Annotated in this window: 22 protein-coding genes; 2 read left to right on the plus strand and 20 right to left on the minus strand. The window is 51.2% G+C overall.

Annotation, left to right across the window (positions count from 1 at the left end; translation table 11 throughout):
* Positions 1 to 2 precede the first annotated feature (2 nt).
* The 13 genes from eutH to N7387_RS00540 all read right to left on the minus strand — a co-directional run bounded on the left by eutH (position 3) and on the right by N7387_RS00540 (position 11711).
* On the minus strand, positions 3 to 1268 hold the full coding sequence (gene eutH / locus N7387_RS00480) for an ethanolamine utilization protein EutH (RefSeq protein WP_262883296.1): 1266 nt from the start codon (positions 1266 to 1268) through the stop codon (positions 3 to 5).
* A gap of 48 nt (positions 1269 to 1316) precedes the next feature.
* Positions 1317 to 2519, minus strand: coding sequence for an iron-containing alcohol dehydrogenase (locus tag N7387_RS00485; RefSeq protein WP_279796089.1), 1203 nt, complete (start codon positions 2517 to 2519; stop codon positions 1317 to 1319).
* Positions 2509 to 3354: an ethanolamine utilization protein EutJ gene (gene eutJ, locus N7387_RS00490; RefSeq protein WP_004236098.1), complete on the minus strand. Its 846-nt coding sequence runs from the start codon at positions 3352 to 3354 to the stop codon at positions 2509 to 2511. Before eutJ ends, N7387_RS00485 begins: the two co-directional genes overlap by 11 nt.
* Positions 3355 to 3452: 98 nt before the next feature.
* Positions 3453 to 4889 carry an aldehyde dehydrogenase family protein gene (locus N7387_RS00495; RefSeq protein ID WP_025154312.1) on the minus strand — a complete coding sequence of 479 codons (1437 nt, stop codon included), beginning with the start codon at positions 4887 to 4889 and terminating at the stop codon, positions 3453 to 3455.
* Positions 4890 to 4927: 38 nt separating this feature from the next.
* Positions 4928 to 5215: an ethanolamine utilization microcompartment protein EutN gene (gene eutN / locus N7387_RS00500; protein WP_004236102.1), complete on the minus strand. Its 288-nt coding sequence runs from the start codon at positions 5213 to 5215 to the stop codon at positions 4928 to 4930.
* Between the two features lie 144 nt (positions 5216 to 5359).
* Complete coding sequence (gene eutM, locus N7387_RS00505) at positions 5360 to 5653, minus strand: ethanolamine utilization microcompartment protein EutM (protein ID WP_004236103.1); 294 nt, start codon at positions 5651 to 5653, stop codon at positions 5360 to 5362.
* A 38-nt stretch (positions 5654 to 5691) separates the two neighbouring features.
* Positions 5692 to 6714, minus strand: a complete 1023-nt coding sequence (gene pta / locus N7387_RS00510) for a phosphate acetyltransferase (RefSeq protein ID WP_025154313.1) — start codon at positions 6712 to 6714, stop codon at positions 5692 to 5694.
* A complete protein-coding gene (gene eutT, locus N7387_RS00515; RefSeq protein ID WP_279796091.1) occupies positions 6704 to 7549 on the minus strand; it encodes an ethanolamine utilization cob(I)yrinic acid a,c-diamide adenosyltransferase EutT in 846 nt (281 codons plus the stop codon). Before eutT ends, pta begins: the two co-directional genes overlap by 11 nt.
* Before the next feature lie 11 nt (positions 7550 to 7560).
* Complete coding sequence (gene eutQ / locus N7387_RS00520) at positions 7561 to 8325, minus strand: ethanolamine utilization acetate kinase EutQ (RefSeq protein WP_004236107.1); 765 nt, start codon at positions 8323 to 8325, stop codon at positions 7561 to 7563.
* A 12-nt stretch (positions 8326 to 8337) separates the two neighbouring features.
* Positions 8338 to 8784 (minus strand): EutP/PduV family microcompartment system protein, encoded by a 447-nt coding sequence (eutP, locus tag N7387_RS00525; protein ID WP_279796094.1) that lies wholly within the window; start codon positions 8782 to 8784, stop codon positions 8338 to 8340.
* A gap of 27 nt (positions 8785 to 8811) precedes the next feature.
* Positions 8812 to 9147 (minus strand): ethanolamine utilization microcompartment protein EutS, encoded by a 336-nt coding sequence (gene eutS, locus N7387_RS00530; RefSeq protein WP_004236109.1) that lies wholly within the window; start codon positions 9145 to 9147, stop codon positions 8812 to 8814.
* A gap of 339 nt (positions 9148 to 9486) precedes the next feature.
* Positions 9487 to 10497, minus strand: a complete 1011-nt coding sequence (locus N7387_RS00535) for a M48 family metallopeptidase (protein ID WP_262860459.1) — start codon at positions 10495 to 10497, stop codon at positions 9487 to 9489.
* Positions 10494 to 11711: a YjgN family protein gene (locus tag N7387_RS00540; RefSeq protein ID WP_279796095.1), complete on the minus strand. Its 1218-nt coding sequence runs from the start codon at positions 11709 to 11711 to the stop codon at positions 10494 to 10496. The genes N7387_RS00535 and N7387_RS00540 overlap by 4 nt, the downstream gene beginning before the upstream one ends.
* Before the next feature lie 355 nt (positions 11712 to 12066).
* Here N7387_RS00540 and nirB point away from each other — a divergent pair, with 355 nt between their 5' ends.
* A complete protein-coding gene (gene nirB / locus N7387_RS00545) occupies positions 12067 to 14607 on the plus strand; it encodes a nitrite reductase large subunit NirB (protein ID WP_279796096.1) in 2541 nt (846 codons plus the stop codon).
* A gap of 2 nt (positions 14608 to 14609) precedes the next feature.
* Complete coding sequence (gene nirD / locus N7387_RS00550) at positions 14610 to 14945, plus strand: nitrite reductase small subunit NirD (protein WP_279796139.1); 336 nt, start codon at positions 14610 to 14612, stop codon at positions 14943 to 14945.
* 135 nt (positions 14946 to 15080) lie between these two features.
* Here the strand turns inward: nirD and N7387_RS00555 are convergent, their stop codons facing one another.
* The 7 genes from N7387_RS00555 to glmS form a co-directional block, all read right to left on the minus strand.
* A complete protein-coding gene (locus N7387_RS00555) occupies positions 15081 to 16373 on the minus strand; it encodes a dicarboxylate/amino acid:cation symporter (protein WP_262883303.1) in 1293 nt (430 codons plus the stop codon).
* Positions 16374 to 16605: 232 nt separating this feature from the next.
* The gene (locus tag N7387_RS00560; protein WP_025154321.1) at positions 16606 to 16923 is read right to left on the minus strand and encodes a DUF4387 domain-containing protein; all 318 of its coding nucleotides are present in this window, start codon (positions 16921 to 16923) and stop codon (positions 16606 to 16608) included.
* Entirely contained in the window at positions 16920 to 18293 is a 1374-nt protein-coding gene (locus N7387_RS00565) for an acyclic terpene utilization AtuA family protein (RefSeq protein ID WP_279796097.1), read from the minus strand. The genes N7387_RS00560 and N7387_RS00565 overlap by 4 nt, the downstream gene beginning before the upstream one ends.
* Before the next feature lie 9 nt (positions 18294 to 18302).
* Positions 18303 to 19544 (minus strand): methylaspartate ammonia-lyase, encoded by a 1242-nt coding sequence (locus N7387_RS00570; protein WP_046892013.1) that lies wholly within the window; start codon positions 19542 to 19544, stop codon positions 18303 to 18305.
* On the minus strand, positions 19544 to 20989 hold the full coding sequence (locus N7387_RS00575) for a methylaspartate mutase subunit E (RefSeq protein WP_004236125.1): 1446 nt from the start codon (positions 20987 to 20989) through the stop codon (positions 19544 to 19546). The genes N7387_RS00570 and N7387_RS00575 overlap by 1 nt, the downstream gene beginning before the upstream one ends.
* A 21-nt stretch (positions 20990 to 21010) precedes the next feature.
* On the minus strand, positions 21011 to 22402 hold the full coding sequence (gene glmL / locus N7387_RS00580) for a methylaspartate mutase accessory protein GlmL (RefSeq protein ID WP_004236127.1): 1392 nt from the start codon (positions 22400 to 22402) through the stop codon (positions 21011 to 21013).
* A complete protein-coding gene (gene glmS, locus N7387_RS00585; RefSeq protein ID WP_004236129.1) occupies positions 22402 to 22842 on the minus strand; it encodes a methylaspartate mutase subunit S in 441 nt (146 codons plus the stop codon). Before glmS ends, glmL begins: the two co-directional genes overlap by 1 nt.
* Positions 22843 to 23344: the final 502 nt, after the last annotated feature.

The raw sequence follows: 23344 nt of genomic DNA on the forward strand, positions 1-23344 counted from the left end.
GCTTATTTCTCCTCCGCGACACTTTCAGCCGCTTCTTCAGCCGCTGCAGCCGCATCTTCCTGCTCAATATTTTTCGGCATCATCATGATGGCAACGAAAATTGCAGTGATACCGCCGATAATTTTCCCGGCAATCATCGGGAAGATCATCGGAGCCATGTTGGCAGCCACGAAGCCCAGGTGGTCACCCAGTGCGAAAGCAGCAGATACGGAGAATGCACAGTTGATGATTTTGCCGCGGGTATCCATTTTCTTCATCATGCCGAACATCGGGATGTTGTTCGCGAGAGTCGCGATCATACCGCCCGCCGCCATGTTGTTGATTTTCAGCAGGCTGCCGATCTTCATAAAGGATTTTTCAAACCAGCGGGTCAGCAGCAGCACCATCGGGTACGCCCCTAACAGCACCGCAGAGATAGAACCGATAACTTCGATGGCGCGCATCACCTGGCCCGGCACATCACCTTCCGCCATAAAAATCGGATCAAGGCCCGGGATCAGGTTCCAGCCCACAGTGAACTTCGCCACTGCTGCTGCCAGGCCGATCGTGATGATACCGACAAGGATTTTGGCGAAGATCTGGAAACCGTTGATCATTTTCTCAGGAATGAATTTCAGGCCGAGGCACACCAGCGCCGCCACGATGATCACCGGGATCATATTGACCAGCAGCATGGTCATACTGAAATCCACCACCTGACCGTCAATTTCCACACCGGAGAATTTCGCCACCAGACCACCGGCAATACAGCCGACCGGAATGGTTACGATACCCGCCAGCACACCGAGTGCCAGGAAGCGGCGATCTTTCTTCTCGATAATGCCCAGCGCAACAGGAATGGAGAACACCATGGTTGCACCCATCATGGACGCCAGCAGCACACCGGAATATAACCACGCTGCCACATCACCGCCTGCCAGCTCTTTCGCGAGGAAGAAGCCGCCCATATCGATAGCCAGAATACTGCCCGCAAACACAGACGGGTTCGCGCCCAGCATTTCATAAACAGGAATAATCACCGGCCCGAGCAGCATGGCGATAACCGGTGCCAGCGCGGTCATACCGACCATGGCCAGACCCAGCGCACCCATTGCCATAAAGCCTTCTTCGAACTGTTCACCGGAACCGGCAATGCCTTTCCCGACTTTACCCAGGCCGATTTTACCGAGGATTGCCTCTGAGCCACCGAACTGGCTGAAGATACGATCCACGGCTGCTATCAGCATAAAACTCATCATGATGTACATGATGATTTCATTAATGCCCATACCCTTCTCCTTCCGTGCCTGTCGCGCAGGCTGTTCTTATTGATTGACTCAGGCTGACTCGTAAATCGCCGTTATCTGAGCCGCTGTGACCGCACGCGGATTGGTTTTGATGCAGATATCCTGCAACGCCGCTTTGGCAAACCCCTCGAAATCCTCACGTTTTCCGCCCAGAGATGGCAGCGTCTGCGCAAGTTCCACGTCACTGATCAGTTGTTCCACGGCCTCAATGGCCTCCATGTCGGTCATCGGCCGCTGAGTCAGCGCATGACCAATTTCGCTGTACGCCTGTTTACAGACCAGGCGGTTAAAACGCATTACCTGCGGCAGCATGATGGCATTCGCCTTGCCGTGCGGAATGTTGTATGCCGCACCAATCTGATGCGCCATGGCATGGCACAGCCCCAGACCGGCATTGGAGAACGCCATCCCGGCCATATAGGAAGCCAGCATCATGTCCTCACGGGCTTTGATATCATGCCCCTGGCCGACAGCGATCGGCAGCGCGTGGCTGATCATGGAGATCGCCCGCAGTGCCAGCGCCTGAGTCAGCGGCGTGACGTTGCTCGCCACATACGCTTCAATCGCATGTGTTAACGCATCGATGCCGGTCATTGCCGTCACATGCGGCGGCACGCCGAGTGTCAGACAGGCATCAATAATGGCGAGATCAGGCAGTAACTGGCTGTGTGCCAGCACCAGTTTGATATGGTTTTCCGCCGTGATAATCACGGAAACGTTGGTTGCTTCCGAACCGGTACCGGCAGTGGTCGGGATAGCGATAAACGGCAGACGCGGATTAAGCGCCGCACCCGGCATCATATCCGCCAGCGGCAGATCCGGATTGGCAGCCAGCACCGCAACGGCTTTCGCCGCATCCAGCACCGACCCGCCGCCGAGGGCAATAATGCCGTCACACTGCACTTTCAGCAGATGTTCAACGGTACGGAACACATCTTTATCCATCGGCTCGCCCGGCGGGCACGGCCAGATTTCATACGCAATACCGCTGCGGCTCAGATTACGCTCCAGCACATCGGTCAGACCGGCCTGTAACAGCATGCCGTCCACCATAATAAAAACGTGCTTAATTCCGCGCTCCGCGAGCACATCCCCGCTGCGGCCGACGGCACCCGGGCCGATTAACGTGGTCGGCGGGACAGAAAACTCACGCACCTGACGGGCATTCACCAAATCAAGCGCCTGATAGATAGCGGACTGAACCTCAGCCGCGGGTAAACGATTATCCGGCATGACGGTTTTCTCCCTGAGACACACCGCAGACGGCAATCGCCAGCGGTGTCATAAAAATAGAATGCTGTGGCAGTACCACGGTAAGATGCGGGAAACGCGCCTGAAACAACGGCTGCACACCGGGCTGCATACAGGAGCCGCCCGCCAGCCACAGTTCGGTCACATCCTCACCGCGGATATGATCATCGACGATATCCGTCATTTTTTCGTAGACCGGACGAATCACCGGCCAGATGCTTTCACCGCGCTCACGCTTCATCTGCTCGGCATCTTCCAGCTCAATGCGCTGATTGCCCGCCAGGGTCAGGGAAATATGATGACCACCGGTGGCTTCGTCGCCGGAGCGGGTCACTTCGCCCTTCTGCACAATCGCGATCCCGGTGGTACCGCCGCCGATATCCACAACAGCGGCTTTATCCAGCCCCATCATGTCAGCGACCGCAGACGGTTCATCCAGCACTCTGGCAACCACCAGACCGGCGGATTCCAGCACATTCACCGAGATACGCGGGTCTGTTCCCGGCGGGAATGACGTTGTCGCCACCTCAAACCGGAAACCGAACTGTTTTTCCAGCGCATCCAGATGTTTATTAACGATTTTTACCGCACCGAAGAAATCCCAGACCACACCGTCGCGCACCACATCTGCCCAGTCCAGGCACACCGCGACCGGCTGTCCTTCTGCATTCACCACCATGGACACCACATCACAGGTACCGAGATCGATCCCCAGCCACAACGGCGCATCTTTGTGATCACCCGCCTGCGGCTGATTACAGATTTCCGCTGCCCGCTGTAAGCGCGATGCCAGCCATTCCTGATTGCGTTGAACCATCGGTTCCTCCGGTTTAAAACATAACGTCAGGGTTAACGTGAACAACTCACACTAACCGGGAAAAAAGCGGTGAAGCCCGCAGGCCCCACCGCAGCGGCTTACACGATGCGGAATGAATCCACCATGGTGCAGCGGCGCAGACGGACGAACGTCCGCGCACAGGTCACACCTTCACCGGTCGGTGTGGTGATCGTCATGGTTGTCCAGCCTTCGCCGCCCAGTCCCAGACCAGCAATACACGGTCCGTTTTTCACGAAAATACTGGTGTCGATGGCATTCGCCATGCGGTTCAGGTTGCTGATGTTATTGGAGTGCATTGCTGCGGTATGATGGCAGCCGCCTTCCAGTTTCACCGCCAGGTCAATGGCCTGATCCACATCTTTCACGCGGATGATCGGCAGAACCGGCATCATCAGTTCGGTGACGGCAAACGGATGTTTGCAGTCGGTTTCCGCGATCAGCAGACGGGTATCCGCCGGGACAGTCATACCGATAGCCGCGGCAATTTTCGCTGCGTCACGGCCGACCCAGTCGCGGCTGACAGTGCCGTGGCCGGTTTCATCAACATTTTTCAGCAGTACCGGGATCAGCTTCTCGCTCTGTTCACGGGTCAGTAATACCGCGTGATTACGCTGCATTTCGGTGATCAGTTTGTCTGCAATGCAGTCAACCGCGATCAGCACTTTTTCATCCGCACAAATAATGTTGTTGTCGAATGATGCACCGTGAACAATGGCTTTCGCCGCGCGTTCGATATCGGCCGTTTCATCCACCACCACCGGCGGGTTACCGGCACCGGCCGCGATCAGACGCTTGTTAGTGTGTTTGCGGGCAGATTCCACCACTGCATCACCCCCGGTCACGACCAGCAGGCCGATCCCCGGATATTTGAATAAACGCTGTGCGGTTTCGATATCCGGTTTGGCAACCGTCACCAGCAGGTTGTTCGGACCGCCTGCAGCAACAATGGCTTCGTTCAGAACGGTGATAGTGCGCTGTGAGACTTTTTTCGCAGCCGGATGCGGCGCGAAAATCACACTGTTACCCCCGGCGATCATGCTGATAGCGTTGTTGATTGCCGTCGCTGCCGGGTTAGTGGATGGTGTGACAGAGGCGATAACACCCCATGCCGCATTTTCGATTAAGGTTAAACCGTGGTCGCCGGTTAACACTTCAGGACGCAGACACTCAACACCCGGGGTGCCGTTTGCCTGTGCTAAGTTCTTCGCGAGTTTATCTTCCACGCGGCCCATGCCGGTCTCTTCAACAGCCAGAACCGCCAATTCACGGGCATGTTCGGTTGCCGCACGGCGGATTGCACCGATGCAGAGATTACGCATTTCAACGGTTTTTAATGATTTTTGTGCTTCTTTGGCGGCAAGAACGGCATCATCCAGGGATTCAAACACCCCGAAACCGTTATTTTGTGAGGCTGCCGCCTGCTGTGGTGCCGCTGATGCAGCCGCCGGTTGTGTGCCTGCACTCATGCTGGCCAGAACCGCTTTTACCACATTCTCAATTTCTTTCTGATCCATATTCACCCACGCCTCTTTCTGTGACTCGTTGCGGCGATTTATTTATGAAAAATCACCTGACTTTCCATAACGGCCTCATCCACAATGCCGATGATGCTGAGATCGACCGGTGACGCTTCTTTGCTCTGAGCACGCCGCGCCGAACTTCCGCTGACGATCAGCACCCATTCACCATTACCCGCACCGATACTGTCGGTTGCGACGGCCACCTCACCGTTAGGACGCCCCTGGCGGTCAATCATTTCCACCAGCAGTAATTTGTCGGATTCCAGTCCGGGATGACGCACGGTGCACACGATTTGTCCGATAACGACAGCCAGTTTCATGTTCACCTCTCTTTATATTTCAGCAGCCTGAATACAGCCGGCTACGGATTTCAGGTAAAAAAATCCCCTGCCGTCTGAGTGACAGCAAAAAAACCGGGGAGATTAAAATCGCGTGGCGTCAGAAGCACGCCACGCTAACAACGATTAATCGATTGATTTATCGCCGGACATTTTGATAGGAAACACTTCTTCCAGATCGCCATGCGGACGAGGAATAACGTGTACAGAGACCAGTTCACCGATACGCTGAGCTGCTGCCGCACCTGCGTCAGTCGCTGCTTTACATGCTGCAACATCACCGCGCACCATGGCTGTTACCAGACCACCGCCGATTTGTTTAACACCGACTAATTTAACGCGTGCTGCTTTGACCATCGCATCGGATGCTTCGATTAATGCAACCAGACCCTTAGTTTCGATCAGTCCTAATGCTTCCATGATATTTTCCTCTCATTGAGATCCCATCAGGGACCGGTTTAAATAACGCTTTCTGCTTCAGTGCGGCGGACAGGTTGTCCGGCCTGAGCTAACTGTGTTTGTGCTACCAGCACCAGTTCAATGATGTCGCGGGCATTACAGCCGCGTGACAAATCATGCACCGGTGCATTTAATCCCTGAATCAGCGGGCCGAGTGCCCGGTAACCGCCGAGACGCTGGGCAATCTTGTAACCGATATTGCCTGCTTCCAGTGACGGAAAGACCATGACATTTGCCCGCCCCTTTAACTCACTGTTAGGGGCTTTTTGCGCAGCGACACTTGGCACAAATGCCGCGTCGAACTGCAGTTCACCATCCGCCTGTAACTGCGGGGCGCGTGCATGAATAATTTCCACCGCCTGCTGCACCATCGCCACATTAGGATGTTTCGCGCTGCCTGCTGTTGAAAAAGACAACATCGCCACACGCGCGGTTTCACCGGTGATTGCCGTGAAGGTTTCCGCACTGCTCAGCGCAATATCCGCCAGCTGTGCAGAAGTGGGTTGAGGTACGACACTGCAATCAGCGAAACCCAGCACATTGCCTTCCGTTCCCGGCGGCAACATGATGAAAATAGATGATAATGTTTTCACACCCGGCTTCAGGCCGATCACTTTCAGCCCGGCCCGCAGGACTGCGGCAGTTGACGAGATATTTCCCGCCACACATAAATCCGCTTTTCCGGCAGCAACCATGGCGGCACCGAACCACAGCGGCTGACGCATGGCCTCATCCGCATCTTCCGGGGCTTTTTCGCCGAGGCGCGCGGTGATGGCATCCGCAAACTCTGCGCGCCACTCATCCGCACTGTCCGGATCAATGGTGCTCAGACCGTCCATAATGACACCGGTACGCAGCGAGAAATCACGCAGCGCAAACGGGTTTGCCAGCAGAACGGGCTCCGCCAGACCATTTTGTTTCAGATAACGGGCGGCGTGGATCACGCGCTCATCCAGCGCATCCGGCAGAACCACCCGCGGCGGGTTCAGTTTTGCCTGCTGACGGCATCGTTCAATGAGCATGTGTTCCCCCTTGCATCAGAGCCTGTTTCAGAGCCTGTGTGGTCATTACGCCGCCTTCGCGCACCACCATCACCATCAGGACATACACCGCACTGGAGAGGCGGTTAAGCGCCTGCATAATGTCAGGGCGGATGACCTGAAAATAACAATCGATATAAATACGCGCCGCACTGATTTCCGTTTCACGGACTTTGGTCCGCAGCAGGTTCAGCGCCGCCGCATCACGGCCGTGACTCACATCCGGAACGATATGATCATGACCCAGGTATTTCAGCGGATTATGAGACAGCTTGTGCAGCTCATCCGCGTTCAGATCCGCAATACTCTGTTCACCGAGCGGTTCATTGAGCGCATCGGCACGCATAATATTGCCGAGCACAGAGCGGATGTCCGCCAGCCAGCCTTTCAGCGGCGTCTGTGCAAATTCAGTCTGTAACCAGACGACTTCGGCGATAGTGGCATCCAGCGCGGCGCGGAACGCCAGACGCGGATCATTTTTTGCCACCATGGTGTGGCCGTTAAGGTGTGTCAGCGTGTCCGGCTTTTTCGCCACCGGCTGATGGCATAATTCGCAGGCCGCGACATCCGCTTTATCCTTACTGGTTAACCCGTGTACCGCTTTCAGGTCAGGGACAGCCGTTTCGGTTTTACCGGACTCATCCGGCGTTTCCACAAACAGACGACCTTGTTTATCCTGAAATTTCACCTGTAAACGGCGGCTTTCGATCAGCTCACGGGCGGATGGTGTCATCCGGCTGTCAGCAGGCAGATGAATTTCACTGCCTTCGCTCAGCGTAAAGTTATCCCGCAGCCAGTCTTCAGTGATAAAGGTCATGGCGATACCCCTCAGCAATCCTGCCAGTTAGCCGGCCAGGCCACATACAGGAAACGGACAGTCGATGGTGTGCCGAACTCAATCGCGGAGCCTTTCGGGATAAACATCACATCACCGGCTTTCGCGATCATGGTTTCGCCCTGATGGCGCACATGCAGCTCGCCTTCCAGAACCAGATCCACTTCGTCGTAATTCAGGGTCCACGGGAAGAATGCGTTTTCCCACTGCATAAACCCGGCAGCCATGCTGCTGTTGTCCTGCGCGGTGATCAGATCCGCAATCCCGACACGGTGCGGACCCGCACCATCGAAATTACCGAATTTCACCGAGCTGCTGTCGACCACTTTAATGCCGCCTTTGCCGGTGACACTGCGGTAGCTCTGGGTATTCGGGGTATCAGTGTTCTCTTCCGCCGGTTTGAATGCCGCCACTTTCGCTTTAATCTGCGCGATACGCTCCTGCACCACTTTATCGACCAGTTGTGCAATCAGGGTTTCGGTGACATTGCCGTCAGGCAGCTGCGCGATAATGCACTCGCGGATTTTCTGACGCTCTGCGGATGAAATATTGGGTTCTGTTCCGGCGGTTGCCGCCAGCGGTGCGGCAGCCGGTGCGCTGTTCTGTGCGGCATCCACCTCACAGATCACAAAGCCCAATTGTTCAGCCACAACATGGGCTTCCGGCGTGACAATGCTCTCTTTCAGCACCACATCCAGACGGGTTTTGCCTGCGGCGTGTGCTTCCCGGATGTCATTGGCCGTTATTAGTTTCTTCATCGGATATTCCTCTTATTGGCTGTCGGCTGTGGCCAAAAACTGTTTCACTTTCAGGACGTCATCAGGATCAAGGCTGTTGATGGCAAGTACCGGTTCCTCAAATCCCCAGGTGGAAAGCAGCTCGCGTACGGCGGGCACATCCGCATCCGGTGCATCGGCTTTGCTGATAACCGCAAAGCGGCGCATATGAGGATAGATATCGAGTAATCCGGCTGGGATCCGGCACTCCGGGTTATTTGCCGCGTGGACATAAACCAGCACATCACAATCTGCCAGCGTATTAATCAGCGCGTGGTAGAGACGGGGATGGCTGAAATATTCACCCGGTGTATCAACACTGCCCTCATCATTGAACTCAATCGCCTGTGTTTTACGCGCAAGATCAAAATCTCCCTGCAACGCATTGAATAATGTCGTTTTTCCTGCCCCCACATCACCCACAAACACAATTCGTTTCATTCAGACGGCATCCTTAACTGCACCCGCTCAGCTGCGGGTGATATCACAAACGGCATAATTGAGGAGCTGGCTTAACCCGCGAACAGTCTGGATCAATGCTTCTTCCACTGCGCCGACAGAGCCGTAAATCACGAGAGCACCGGTGAAACGGTCAAGAAAGCCGATGTCCACACCTGCGGCCTTTGTGGCAAGATCACCCGCAATCATTGCGGTTTCGCCGGGTGTCAGCGTCATAATGCCGATGGCTTCAGCACCGGGAACCCCGATTTTTTTCGCCAGATCACTGCCCGGATGCGCAATCAGATGCGCCAGCGTGACCTGTTTGCCGGGAACAAATTCCTGGATGATACGTTCCTTTTCCATCGTGCTTACCTCGTCACTCTCCTCATAAGAATTGATTCAATCCTAGTCACACTCTGAAAAAGGGGATAACAAAAATCGGCAAGCACGATTAAATGTTGAAACAGATCACTAATTGGCAGAATTGTTAATTTGGTAACAAACAGCGATCACCCCGGAAAAAGGCACGGGAATTGAATCTGTTATTTGTGACGGGATTGTTTCTGATGCGGTAATACGCAAAATACGGGGGTTGCCTTGCCCGGGTTACCGGACGTAATATCTATCCGGCGGCAAAAGCACAGAGAATGGGCTGCCATAAAAACAGACTGGTAAACAGATGGTTACAACGACTCCGGATGATTATTCCTGATTTTCAATGGCCTTAATACGGCTTTCCCAGCCCGGATGTGTACTGAGAAATGAATTTTCGTCATCGTCTGCCGAATCTGATAATTTGGTAAAAACAGATATCATCCTTTTCAGTGAACGATGCTGCGCCTTCATTTCTTGCGCGGCAAATGCATCCGCATCCGTTTCCATATTACGGGAATAACTGAGTGCCAATAATGAACCGCCGGAATGCACCAGGGTGTCCTCAATCCCGTTGACATCGCCCGTGAACCACATAAAGGTAATGGCCAGCACTGACGATTCAACCAGAGAACGCATGACATGACGGTGATAATGATGCCCCATTTCATGCAGTAATATGGCCGCCAGCTCATCGTCGTGATCGATCATGTTAATCAGGTCATCCGTCACAATAATAGTGCCGTCAGACAGCGTAAATGCATTCGCCCCGTCTTCTGAGTGACGGAATGCGATTTTCAGCGGCAGCTTATCCTGCTTTAATTTATCCGGAATCACCGATAAAAACAGTTCAGTGACTTCCTGCTGTTTTTCTGCCGGTAACCGGCTTTTAGTGAAATATTCCCCGTCAATTAATTCCAGTGAATATTTCCCGAGATAAAGACTGAAATCATCAGGAACGATTTTTGTGATAGCCGATGACGCGGCCGGGATAAAGACCATAAAATAAAGCAGAAAGACACAGACGATGCCGGTAACGGAACCAATCAGCGCAAGTTTGTTTTTCTCAACGGCATGAATAAAAGCGCCGGACACTTTTTTACTGCTGACAACCGTGTGCAGAGGAACATTCCGGGGAGCGGTAAAACAATTCCCGTCAGGGAAAAAGAGTGAGTCAGGTAATGAGCCCAGCGGCTGAGAAAGGCGGCTTTCAGACAAGGCATACTCATGAGTATGCCCGTTTACAGTAACTCTCAGCCGGGTATTTTCATTATCAGCCTCAAGATAAGCAACATGCTTCTCTGCCTTTCCCGCATACGTGAACTCACCGGTTATTTTCACAAAGAAACCCCGATATCAAAGGCGTTCACTATTTCATCCTGAATCGCACCCGCCTTATTTTCATCATGCGCGCTGACCGTTGCCAGTGACATATCACCGATAATTTTCATATTTTCGGCCATATAGCGGGCATGGCGGATTTGCGCGACAGGTGTTGCAAATCCCAGCGTAAAAATAACCATCAGGCTGTTGGTGAACACCAGCATAAGATACGGAAAAAGCGAAATATCTGACCGGAAACGCAGCATGTTACCCAGAGAAACATGCGCGGAGCCATAGCGGATAACCGCAACACGCAGATAAGCGGAAGTCACAATAAGCCCGCACAGAAAAATCAGATACATGGATACCACATTCACCGCAAACGATACCGGGGAAACCGTCATCTGATAATAATTTGCCATTGCTACCGTCATCATCATTTGCCACATAATGCTTCCGCCTAAGCAGATAAAAGGCAGTAATATCAGCGCTGCAATCACATAAAACTGAAGAAATTTTTTGAGTTCTGACTGAATAGCAAAGGGCTGTTTTCCATAGAATAACTGATTGAAAAACAGATCATAAATTCGTTTGGCCTGTACGGCAAATACCAGAAACATACCGGCCAGAATAATAATCATCTGGATAATGCCCTGTATGAAACTTGCTGTCGCATCACACCCGCCGGGCCCGGAGCACCGCATAAGAGTGGCTCCTGTTCCGCCAGCAATAACGGCAATAACCAGTATAGTAATTAATAAAAATGGCATAACCAGTATTACCCAGTACCCCTGAGCAAAGCGGCAATGATAATTGAAACGGATATTCCGGAATGAAGACATCAGGGTATTAAATCGCCAGGACCGTAAAATAAAATACGGTGATAAAATAAATAAAATCAGCAGAATACCAAGCTGTAATATCGGGTGAATTAAACCTGACAAAACATAAAGAAGTATAAACGCAATAACAATAATCCGGCTCAGCAGAAGATTCAGCGGTACGGCATGATAATCAAAGTGTGACCCGCCGATATCGGTATTACCGTAAAAATAACGACGTTTTCTGACCGCCGCCCAGGCAGAATATATCCCGAGAGTAAGAACTGTCAGGAACAGATTAACTATCCATATTTTGAAATACTCTCCGGATTTTCCGTGAAATTTCACATCATGAATTTCATCATCTTTGTCAACAACGATATCACTGAAAACGATTTTTTCATCATGCATGGGGTATCCGTTCCTCTTAAACTGTTCCCTTTACGTTAGTTAAATATACCATTATCTGTTATTAATGACATTTAATTTTAATCCGGAACCCGTGCGATATATTATGAAATATTTGTTCACCATTAAATGAGTAAAAATAACCGGTTTAAAAAATAATATGTCAATTAATATATAAAGACAGATAATATGGCGGAGCCCCCGGCATGCAGATACCTCTTCAGGAGTATTGACAAAAATTATTTAAAGCAACTATTTACATAAGCTGAATTGATTAAGCTGCATTTGATATACATCAATGAGAAAAACCGGGATCGCCGTATTTTTAGCCTTAATCCACACAAAATCTGAGGCTGAAATGAGCAACGTCAAGTTAGCAATCATCGGTAACGGCATGGTCGGTCATCGCTTTACCGAAGAGCTTACCGATAAAGCGGACGCCGGACAGTTCGATATCACCGTATTCTGCGAAGAGCCGCGTGTCGCTTATGACCGCGTGCATCTTTCCTCCTATTTTTCCCATCATACGGCAGAAGAATTATCGCTGGTCAAACCCGGTTTCCATGAGAAACATAATATTACGGTATTAACCAATGAACGGGTGATCACCGTTAACCGGCAGGAAAAGGTGCTGCACACCAATACCGGCCGCACCGTGCATTACGACAAACTGGTGATAGCGACCGGCTCTTATCCGTGGATCCCGCCGATTAAAGGCAGTGATACCCGCGACTGCTTTGTTTACCGCACGATTGAAGATCTCAATGCCATTGAGGCCTGTGCCCGCCGCAGCCGCAAGGGTGTGGTTATCGGTGGCGGTCTGCTGGGACTGGAAGCCGCAGGTGCGCTGAAAAATCTGGGCATTGAAACGCATGTTATTGAGTTTTCGCCGGTATTAATGGCGGAACAGCTTGATGCACTCGGCGGTGAACAGCTGAAGCAAAAAATTGAGCGGATGGGTGTAACGGTACATACCGGCAAAAACACCACAGAAATTACCGCATCCGATAACGGAGAGAGCCGCAAAGTGCTGCATTTTGCCGACGGTTCATCATTGGAGACTGATTTTGTCGTTTTCTCCACCGGGATACGCCCGCGTGACCGCCTTGCCCGCCAGTGCGGACTGGCTGTGGCGGAGCGCGGCGGCCTGGTGATCAACGATCAGTGTCAGACATCTGACCCGGATGTGTATGCTATCGGGGAGTGCGCATCATGGCACGGCAGAACTTACGGACTGGTGGCACCGGGCTACAAAATGGCACAGGTGGCGGCGGATCATCTGCTGGGGCAGGAGAATCAGTTTACCGGCGCGGATATGAGCGCAAAACTGAAACTGCTGGGTGTGGATGTCGGTGGTATCGGCAACACACATGCGACAGATGACGGCTGCCACAGTTATATTTATCTCGATGAAGCCAATGAGGTTTATAAGCGGCTGATTGTCAGCGACGATAATAAATATCTGCTGGGTGCGGTGCTGGTCGGGGATACCGAAGACTACGGTAATCTGCTGCAACTGGCACTCAACCGCATCGAACTGCCGGAAAATCCGGATGTTCTGATCCTGCCTGCCCACGCCGGCAGCAAACCGGCAATCGGCGTGGAGTCTCTGCCGGACAGCGCGCAAATCTGTTCCTGTTTTGATGTCACCAAAGGGGATATTATTCAGGCCATTCATAACGGCTGCCAGACGGTGGCAGATATTAAAGCGGAAACCAAGGCCGGAACCGGCTGCGGCGGGTGTGTTCCGCTGATCACACAGGTACTGAATGCCGAACTGACCAATCTGGGTATTGAGGTGAATCATCACCTCTGTGAGCATTTTGCCTATTCACGCCAGGAGCTGTATCACCTGATCCGCGTGGAAAAAATCACAACCTTTGATGAGCTGCTGGGCCGCTATGGCGAAGGTTACGGCTGTGAAGTGTGCAAACCCACTATCGGTTCCCTGCTCGCCTCCTGCCGGAATGACTATATTCTCCGCGACGACCTGGTACCGCTACAGGATACCAACGATAATTTCCTCGCTAATATGCAGAAGGACGGTACCTATTCGGTGATCCCGCGTTCGCCGGGCGGCGAAATCACCCCGGAAGGTTTACTGACCATCGGTGCGGTTGCGCAGGAATATCATCTGTATACCAAAATTACCGGCTCACAGCGCATTGCCATGTTCGGGGCACAAAAGCAGGATTTACCGGCTATCTGGGAAAAACTGATCGCCGCCGGATTTGAAACCGGGCACGCCTATGCCAAAGCACTGCGGATGGCGAAAACCTGTGTCGGCACGGCATGGTGCCGGTTCGGGGTTGGTGACAGCACCGCGCTGGGCGTTGAGCTGGAGCACCGCTATAAAGGTATCCGCACCCCGCATAAAATGAAATTCGGCATCTCAGGCTGTACCCGCGAGTGTTCCGAGGCGCAGGGCAAAGATATCGGGATTATCGCCACAGACAAAGGCTGGAACCTGTATGTCTGCGGAAACGGCGGCATGAAACCGCGCCACGGCGATCTGCTGATGGCTGACCTCGATAAAGAGACACTGATACGCTACATCGACCGCTTTATGATGTTTTACATCCGTACCGCCGACAAACTCAGCCGGACATCCACCTGGCTGGAAAGCCTCGAAGGCGGGATTGATTACCTGCGGGATGTGATTGTCAGCGACAAACTGGGACTGAATGCACAGCTGGAGCAGGAACTGGCACTGCTGCGCGAAAAAGTGACCTGTGAGTGGCAGGAAACAGTGAACAATCCGCATGCCCGCAAGCGCTTCAGTCACTTTATTAACAGCCCGCTGCCGGATCCGAATGTGCAAATGATAAGTGAGCGCTTACAACATCGTCCGGCCCGCCCGGAAGAGCGGATTGCGGTCACTCTGATCGGGGAGGAATAATGATGAGTCAATGGATTACGGTTTGTCAGGTCAGTGATATCACCCCCGGAACCGGCGTGTGTGCGCTGGTAAAGGGTGAACAGGTAGCACTGTTTCGCCCTTATCCGGACGAGCGCATTTTTGCCCTGAGTAATATCGATCCCTTTGCGCAGGCCAGCGTGCTGTCGCGCGGATTAATTGCGGAACACAACAATGAACTGTGGATTGTCAGCCCGCTGAAAAAACAGCGTTTCCGGCTGACGGACGGGTTGTGTGCGGAAGATACCGCCTATTCCGTCGCCGCCTTTGCCGTTAAGGTGACAGATGGCACAGTGAGTGTTTCAGCGGTATCTCAATAATCTTACACAAAAAAAAGCGCAAAATAACTGAGGGTATTTTGCGCTTAATACATGACACATAAAACGGTTTTTTTATTGCGGCGCGGTACCGGTATCCCCTGTACCGCGCCTGTCTTGTTTCTTCTGAACGCCCGGTCAGGCTGATGTTGCCTGTGACACCGGAGGTTCAATAACTGACTTTGGTTTTCCGCGGCAGCCTTCACCGTAGTGCTCGCCTTCCCAGCGGCCAACCATTGCAGCCCCGATAGCGTTACTCATCACGTTAGTGGCAGAGCGGCCCATATCAAGGAACGGATCCACACCCATCAGCAGAATCAGACCCGCTTCCGGAATGTTAAACTGGTTCAGCGTCGCCGCGATAACCACCAGAGAGGCACGCGGTACACCGGCCATCCCTTTGGATGTCAGCATCAGAATCAGCAGCATGGTGATCTGCTCACCCATAGACAGGGTGATGTTACATGCCTGAGCGATAAAGATAACAGCAAATGAACAGTAAGCCATTGAACCGACGAGGTTAAAGGAGTAACCGATTGGCAGTACGAAGCTGGCGATCTTGTTGGAAACACCGAACTCTTCCAGTTTTTCCAGCGTTCCCGGGAATGCGGCTTCAGAACTTGATGTGGTGAATGCCAGCAGTGCAGGCTCAGTGATACCTTTGGTCAGACGGAAGATACAGCGGCCGACAACCAGTGCAGCCAGACCAATCAGAATCACCCACAGCATCGCCAGTGTGAAGTAGAACTCACCCATAAAGATACCGGCGCTGACCAGTACACCCAGGCCGCGTTCTGCGATCATACCGGAGATAGCGGCAAACACAGTCAGTGGCGCAAACAGCATCACGTAACCGGTTAATTTCAGCATCAGGCTGACGAGGGATTCCAGTACGTTGATGATCGGCATACCTTTCTCACCGATAGCGGAGAGACTGATACCCATAAAGATGGAGAATACAACGATTTGCAGAATTTCGTTACGCGCCATCGCGTCAACGATACTGGTCGGGATCGCATGGGCAATAAAGGTTTTGAAGGAGAAAGGAACCGGTTCCACCATGCCTTCAACCGCACCGGCAGTATCTGCAACGAAGTTAATACCTGCGCCCGGCTGGAACAGGTTAACGATAACCAGACCTAACAGGATTGAGATAAAGGATGCACAGATAAATAAGAACAGTGTTTTGGAGAAAACACGACCTAACGTTTTCGCATCACCCATTTTCGCAATACCAACAACCAGTGTTGATATAATCAATGGGGCGATAATCATTTTAATCAGACGTAAGAAGATATCGGTAATAATAGAGATATCTTTTGCATAGACCTTATTAAATTCAGCAGATGCCATCTCGTTAAAGCTGAAGCCGACAATCACACCGACAATAAGGCCAATGACTATCCAAGTGGTTAAACTCTTCGATTTCATAATAATTCCATTCTGTGTTGGGTCGCATTTGTTCTCAACTTACTTAATATCCTCTGAAATTTTATTTCAGTTATTTTTACCCAGCCTTCCGTGGCTTTAAATATTAAATAAATTTATACAACACACTGAGAAAAATGACGATTTCTGTTTCTGAAATCGATGCGGAGTACAGGGAAGCCCCGTACGCCACACCGAGTTGTCGTACTAATGAGATATTGAATGAGTGATATTGTTAAATATCAAATTCCATTTTTAATAAAGGCGCATGTTGCTGGGCACCATAAACATCGGTATCTCCGACAGCACCAGAAACAATATGTCTCGGCATGACAATTTTCACAGCGTTCGCCGGGTCAAACCAGACAATATTATCGATAAAGTCAGGTTTCACACAGTACAGACCGGCAACTACGTCTTTATTAAATTGTTTTGAATTTTTTACCGCGGTATACGTTTCTTTATCCTTGAATAAAATATCCATTACAATTTCATACGGACCGGAGTTTTTAGAACGCACAACTTTGGCTAATTCTAAAATTGACTTTTTCATTTCGCCACTCCTTCAGGTGTTACATTCTCCATACGGAACTGGAATTTAATATCCGGGGTGTATTCCATCAGATGATAGATGGAGAATTCATACACTTTACCGGCACGGATATCCGACGGAGAGAACGGGAAGGCTAAGTTGCCTGCGGTGGCGATACGGCCATCATACCCGTAGTGCAGCATAGTGGAACGCGCCAGGGAACAAATACTGTCCGCCTGCTCCTGAGTCGGAGCAACAACATCCAGTAAAATACCCAGCTCATAACTCTTGGTGACCGTTTCAGGTTCTGCGTCGCCCATCACACCGTTTTTACCGTACAGATGGAAATTCATTTTCACGGTATCAGGGTCGATGCTGAGGTTTTTCTCAACACTTTTACGCACTTCCACCAGAATCTTATCCATACCGGCGATCATGATAGGGTCATGCGTACCGGCGATAGTGATGGTGCGGTAACCGACCGGGCGAGCCGCTTCCAGTTTAACGGTATACGGTGTTGATACATGGCGTGAACCGGTTACACGAACCTGTCCGTTACCCAGATCTTCAAACTTACACTCTTTCAGATCCAGCACGCCGCCCGGTCCCGGTAATACATACGGGTTGGATTTCTCATACAGGGTGTGAGCCGCTGCTGAGGTGTCCGTAAACTTACGGATCGGGTTGAATGCTTTCAGGGTGAAACCGGTTTCGTCGATAATACCCATTGCACAGTCGGAGCCGGAGCCAGGGGTGGCTGCGATTGCCGCACACTCCAGAATCTTACCGCAGTGCAGAGCCAGACCTTCGTCGAACCCTTTCATAATCGGCAGTGCCGCGAAGCAGCAAGGGTCATAAGCACGGCCGGCCAGCACAACCTGAGCACCGGCTGCCAGTGCTTCCTGGAACGGCTCAACACCCATCTGAGCAACGATATAGGTACTTTCGTCGATCACTTCATGCGTCAGTTCAGGCACAAACGCCAGCGGCGTGATTTTGCCTGCATCCAGTGCTTCGTGAACGGTTTTCTTCTCAATGTCCGCCGGGATCAGGGCCATCTTGAATGACAGTCCTTCTTCCTTAGCCAGTTCCAGAATGATTTCACGGCACCATTCCAGATGCGGCTGTGCGCCTGAACCACCGGCAGTTCCGACGACAACCGGAATATTGTTTTTCACACCCGCCTTCAGCATATAACGCAGGTCGCGTTTTACCCCGGCACGGTCGGTAAAGGCTTTACCGGAACCGAGGTAGTGAGGACCCGGGTCAGAAGACCCGGCGTCGACGGCGATAAGATCCGGCAATTCTTCCATCGCCTTCATAAAACTCTCTTCCGGAAATCCGTACCCCAGGATGGCAGTAGGGGACAGGATTTTAAATGTCCTGGACATAATGCTTCCTTATGCTTTTGCTTTCAGTACAGCCAGTGTGCGGTTCATTTCGTTATGAACGATGTTCATACCTTCATCGAAGCCCATACCCGGCTTGATCAGCATACGCATCGGACGTGTCGCAATCGCGATATGCACACAGGTACGCGCACTGACGTCGGTTTCGTTACAGGTACCGCCCTGGTATGCTTCCATACCGTGTTTCTGGCAGTACAGCACCGCGTCAGCGATGTTGTGAACAGAGCCCAGGTCAGGCGTTTTGATCTGAACCATGTCACAGCAGCCGGCATCCGTGAAGTCGATGATGTCCTGACAGGTGTTACACCATTCGTCAGCAACGATTTTGACTTTGGAACCCAGTTTTTTCAGGTGATCCATAATGCCTTTCATCAGGCGGATCTGGTCTGGTTTGTTACCCGCATCAACCGGACCTTCGATGTACAGTTCCAGATCACCGGCCTGCTCCTGCAGACTTGCGATGTACTCTGCGCAACGAATCGGATCTTTGTCGAAAATTAAACCGATGGTGCCGTAAACGTCGATATGCAGTGACGGTTTGTAGGTGTCTTCTGTGCGTAACTCAACGATACGCTTGGCCAGCCACTCAACATAAGCGCGCAGTTTTTCACCCTGACGGCCCAGTTTTTCATCCACGTTGTTGATAAGGCCGTGCGGCAGAACGTCAACGTGTTTGAGGATCATTTTGTCCACAGCGTTGTAGCGGTCATCACCACTCTGACCGAACAGAGGGATTGGGTCAGCCACAACCGGCAGATGCCACTCGTCGCACACAACTTCAGCTTTCAGACGGTTGCTTGCCAGCGCGGTGGCGTCAAGCAGTGCCTGGGACAGACCATAACGGATAGCGGTGTGCAGTTGTTTGCCTTCCACTTTCAGTTCATCGAAGAACTTAGCATTGTTGCGGAACTCACTGACATCACGGCCTTCCAGCAGCGGTTTGATGTGTTTTTCCAGGAACGGAATGAAGTTTTCCGCCAGGAATAACGGGTCACGACCACCCGCACCGGAGTACTGAACTGCGGCACAGTCACCCATTGCCACTGAACCGTTTTCCAGGATTAACTGGACTGACACACACTCACCCGCCTGACGCACTGCGGTAAAGCCCGGCGTGACCGGCTTACCGGTGTAAACGAAACCGTCGTGACCTGCGCCGTCTTTGATAGCCTGCTGGTCGTCAAAATAGAAGGATGAGTTACCCGCCGTGAACAATGCCTGTTTAATTTTCATTATGGTCTTCCTACTAATTTACTGTGAGATACTGCGTTAATATCATCAATAATCATCTGGAATGAAGCTTCACGACCCTCTTCGCGGGCACGCTCAGCAACGAAATCATGGTGCATAGACAGAACGTCATCCGGCAGCGGAACTGCGCCTGCGTCGAACACACGAATTGCGCCGTTGTTGTCGCGGATAGGCATCATCTTGCCGGAGTTACACATCGCAGGAGCGAACGGAATATCCAGAACACCGGCTTCGAATGCGCGGACAGTACCGACGGCAATGTCGCCGTTACCCAATTCAAGGACTTTCTTCATCACTGCGCGGACTTCGCGTTTAATCAGTTCCACTTCCAGATCCACGTCTTTGCACGGCGGGAATTTCTGGTCGCGGACCATGTTCAGCATCTGGTTGGAGGCACGCAGACCCTGGCAGTTCGCTTCCGCAGTCGGGATACCGAATGCTTCATGCGGAGACTTGGTGATCACTTTGGTTGCACCGGACATACCGGCAACCGCCGCACCCCAGGAAATAACGGCTGCCGCACGGGATTCATCTTCAGGGAAACCGCCCATCCACTGGTGGAATACCGTACTCAGCTCATAATCTTCGTAGCCGTAAGCACGGAAGTATTCATGAGACAGTTCACGCAGGGAGCGGATTGCCGCGATATCCTGCACTAAGTTACCGACCTGGCCGTAACCGACGGTGATGGATTTAACGCCCTGCTCCAGCGCCACCAGACCTTCGATAATTGCCACAGTGTGAGAAATGAATGGCGGGATCAGCGTACCGGTTAACGGACCGAATGGTTCGCGGTTGATACGGATACCGTTTTCTTCATATAAACCGATGACGCGGTCGCAGTACTGCCAGTCACGGATGGATTTTTCCAGGGTGACACGTTTTGCGTAAGGGATGTTATAGGAGATACCGCCGCCTTCGTAACTGGTGAAACCACTCGCCATGGAGATTTCACACAGCAGACGTGCATCCGGCGTCCCGTGACGGATCTGCAGTGGTTTATCTAGGGATTCAGTGATGTGACGGCAGGCGGCAACACCGTGGTTAACCACCGGCAGGCCGTTCAGTTTAGAGGTACCGGCTTCAACAGATTTCTGAATACCGACTGCTGCTTCTTCATAACGGTTCAGACGGGTATACGCATCGATAGTGGTCGGCAGCAGGTCACACTCTTTCTGCAGTTTTTTCAGCAGCTCGATGTGCTCTTCGATTAAGGCAACACCGGCACGCGGCTGGCTTAATGTGATGCCATCGCGGTCAGCTTCGAATAATTTTTTGGCAAAGTTTTTATCTTCAGAGATAGTCGCCTGATATTTGACGCCATCTTCAAAGTTTTCCACGTCTTTCCCTGTCACCCAGGTCTTTAATACGTCTTTGCGCTCGGCCATGAAGTCGTCGATTGCAATTTTTTTATTCTTCAGTTCCATTTAATGGCTCCAATAATCTTGCTATCTGGTCAAAATCTGCACGCCGGTCTGAGCTGCTGCTTTCGGATACCGGCAGGCGACGTTGGCTAACAGAGGAAATAACCCTTGTGAATCCCGGTAGTACTCAAATTCGTCCGGCAGCAGAATCTGACGGCCTTTGTTATCGAATTTGCGGTACCGCATATACTGTTTGATGTCAAAATCAGCTGTCCGCGACAACCAGCCGCCGGTACCGATGATTTTGCTGACCCGTGATAAATCACGGCCAATCTGTAAATCCACCGTACCTGCACAGGTGGTCACCTGCTGTTTTGTACCCGCATGGCGTTCAGTTCCCAGTGCGACACAAATACCGGCTAACAGATGGTCATAAACACGTTCTTCATCCGTCTGAGGCAGATAATCAGGGTGCTCATTGACATAACGGGTGTAGCGGTAAAAGGCATCCAGCTGCTCCGGATGATTCACAAACTGCGCTTCGGCTAATTCGCGGCCTGCTTCACCGGCGATCACCGCCGATACACGCATGCCAAGGTCACCTTCCACAGTCCGTTTCACTTTCGGCTCCGGAATCCCGTGTAAAATGGTATCCGGCAGTAAGCTGTTGTTGCAGGACGAATAAATATCCGTCGTTGCGCCACCCATATCCATCAGCACAAACTCTTCCCAGCCGGGAACGTTGTCACGGATTTGCTGTACTAACTCAAAGACAGAGAATGGTGTCGGACGCGGCTCTTCGCCGGTCTGTTCAACAATGACGTCCAGTCCCTTGCCCTTCACAATCTTTTTCAGAAAGATGTCACAGATAGCTTTACGCGCATCGAACGGGTTCGGACTATCCAGACTCGGTAAAATGTTGTTAACGACAGTCAGTTCTTTATGGCCGAGGATCTCAGCAATATCGTCCTGAATATCACGGTTGCCCGCATAAATGATGGAGCAGTTCAGATCGGATTCCGCCAGCATTTTCGCGTTTTGTAATCCGTATCCGACATCGCCGCCATCCGTCCCGCCGGTGAACAGGAAAATATCCGGGGGTGTCTGTTCGAGTTTGCGGATATCAGTCCGGTTGAGCTTATACGCAAAGTGCTGAGACACTTTTGCGCCCGCTGAGTGAGCAGTGACTTTTGCTGACTCAAGGGTGATTGTCGGAACCAGACCCAGTGCCGCTACCGCTAACCCGCCTTTGGCGGAAGAGGAATAATTAATGTTAACTTTCCCGGCTTCCAGTAAAGGACGCGCATCAGACACATTGAGGATTTTATTCAGTACAGTGAAAAATCCGTCTGCCAGATGGTCAATCGTCGTGGGGGTCAGGGCATAATTCTTTAATTCAATATGATCATCACTTCCCACGTCGAACACGGCACCTTTTGTCCAGGTTGAACCGATATCTATCGAGACGTTGATCATTACGCGGTCATTCCTTCTTTACGTGCCGGGCTTTTTTCAATGTCTTTTTTCATGACATCGCAGACGTATTCCAGGTCTGTGCTCGGGAAGAAGACGCGGTTAAAGCCCATGTCGCTGAATTTTTTCTCGATTTCAGCCGGTTCCTGTTTACCGATAACCAGGTTACCGCCGACATACAGCAGAATTTCGCCCAGACCACGTTCGATGCAGCGCTCACGCATACCTAAACAGTCCACTTCGCCGTGACCGTAAATAGAGGAAACAACAATGGCCTGTGCGCCGGTTTCAATAGCGGCGTCGATATATTCGTCCTGGCTGACCATGACACCCAGGTTAATCACATTAAAATTATGCTGGGAAAACACGCGATCTAAAACTTTGTTACCGACGGCATGGCAATCGGCACCAATTACACCAATAACAATGGTAGGCTTCTGCATGATATACCTCTAAATAAACTGAATGTTCGGAATTAAAGTTAAAACAAAACCGGTTAAATCCGTTTGGTATTAATTAAGAAAATATCTAAGTACAAATCTGGTATTCATCCCTATTTAATTCCTTAACTTTCCACTGATGATAATGTGCAATTCAGGGGATTTAAAAACAATTGATATAAAGTAAGGATATCTTGCGAAAATGGAATGGTTTTCAGCGGGAGATAAAACACGATGCAGATCACACTTAAATTTCATTTAAAATCATATGGATACCATCAAAAACAACAAACAAAAACTTTAATTAACAATTATTTAAACCTAATGATAAATAAATCAATCCTGATTTTGTGATCGTCATTATATTATTGAATTTACCATAAATAGCAATTAATTTTTAATGTTTAAACTATATTTTATAGTATATTTTATATGAATATATTTTGATAAATAATGACGAAATAGTGTGACACACATCTTATTAAATCATGTAACGGAATGCGAT

Origin of the sequence: Morganella sp. GD04133 (assembly GCF_029835375.1) — a bacterium.
Classification (GTDB): domain Bacteria; phylum Pseudomonadota; class Gammaproteobacteria; order Enterobacterales; family Enterobacteriaceae; genus Morganella; species Morganella morganii_B.

Bases quoted from the DNA above. Each gene is read 5' to 3' on its own strand.
- N7387_RS00555 (WP_262883303.1), bottom strand. From the start codon at position 16,373: ATGAAATCGAAGAGTTTAACCACTTGGATAGTCATTGGCCTTATTGTC.
- eutQ (WP_004236107.1), bottom strand. From the start codon at position 8,325: ATGAAGAAACTAATAACGGCCAATGACATCCGGGAAGCACACGCCGCA.
- N7387_RS00575 (WP_004236125.1), bottom strand. From the start codon at position 20,989: ATGGAACTGAAGAATAAAAAAATTGCAATCGACGACTTCATGGCCGAG.
- N7387_RS00495 (WP_025154312.1), bottom strand. From the start codon at position 4,889: ATGGATCAGAAAGAAATTGAGAATGTGGTAAAAGCGGTTCTGGCCAGC.
- N7387_RS00565 (WP_279796097.1), bottom strand. From the start codon at position 18,293: ATGTCCAGGACATTTAAAATCCTGTCCCCTACTGCCATCCTGGGGTAC.
- eutS (WP_004236109.1), bottom strand. From the start codon at position 9,147: ATGGAAAAGGAACGTATCATCCAGGAATTTGTTCCCGGCAAACAGGTC.
- nirB (WP_279796096.1), top strand. From the start codon at position 12,067: ATGAGCAACGTCAAGTTAGCAATCATCGGTAACGGCATGGTCGGTCAT.
- eutN (WP_004236102.1), bottom strand. From the start codon at position 5,215: ATGAAACTGGCTGTCGTTATCGGACAAATCGTGTGCACCGTGCGTCAT.
- eutM (WP_004236103.1), bottom strand. From the start codon at position 5,653: ATGGAAGCATTAGGACTGATCGAAACTAAGGGTCTGGTTGCATTAATC.
- eutH (WP_262883296.1), bottom strand. From the start codon at position 1,268: ATGGGCATTAATGAAATCATCATGTACATCATGATGAGTTTTATGCTG.
- glmS (WP_004236129.1), bottom strand. From the start codon at position 22,842: ATGCAGAAGCCTACCATTGTTATTGGTGTAATTGGTGCCGATTGCCAT.
- N7387_RS00560 (WP_025154321.1), bottom strand. From the start codon at position 16,923: ATGAAAAAGTCAATTTTAGAATTAGCCAAAGTTGTGCGTTCTAAAAAC.
- N7387_RS00485 (WP_279796089.1), bottom strand. From the start codon at position 2,519: ATGCCGGATAATCGTTTACCCGCGGCTGAGGTTCAGTCCGCTATCTAT.
- eutT (WP_279796091.1), bottom strand. From the start codon at position 7,549: ATGACCTTTATCACTGAAGACTGGCTGCGGGATAACTTTACGCTGAGC.
- eutJ (WP_004236098.1), bottom strand. From the start codon at position 3,354: ATGGTTCAACGCAATCAGGAATGGCTGGCATCGCGCTTACAGCGGGCA.
- N7387_RS00570 (WP_046892013.1), bottom strand. From the start codon at position 19,544: ATGAAAATTAAACAGGCATTGTTCACGGCGGGTAACTCATCCTTCTAT.
- glmL (WP_004236127.1), bottom strand. From the start codon at position 22,402: ATGATCAACGTCTCGATAGATATCGGTTCAACCTGGACAAAAGGTGCC.
- eutP (WP_279796094.1), bottom strand. From the start codon at position 8,784: ATGAAACGAATTGTGTTTGTGGGTGATGTGGGGGCAGGAAAAACGACA.
- N7387_RS00540 (WP_279796095.1), bottom strand. From the start codon at position 11,711: ATGCATGATGAAAAAATCGTTTTCAGTGATATCGTTGTTGACAAAGAT.
- nirD (WP_279796139.1), top strand. From the start codon at position 14,610: ATGAGTCAATGGATTACGGTTTGTCAGGTCAGTGATATCACCCCCGGA.
- pta (WP_025154313.1), bottom strand. From the start codon at position 6,714: ATGCTCATTGAACGATGCCGTCAGCAGGCAAAACTGAACCCGCCGCGG.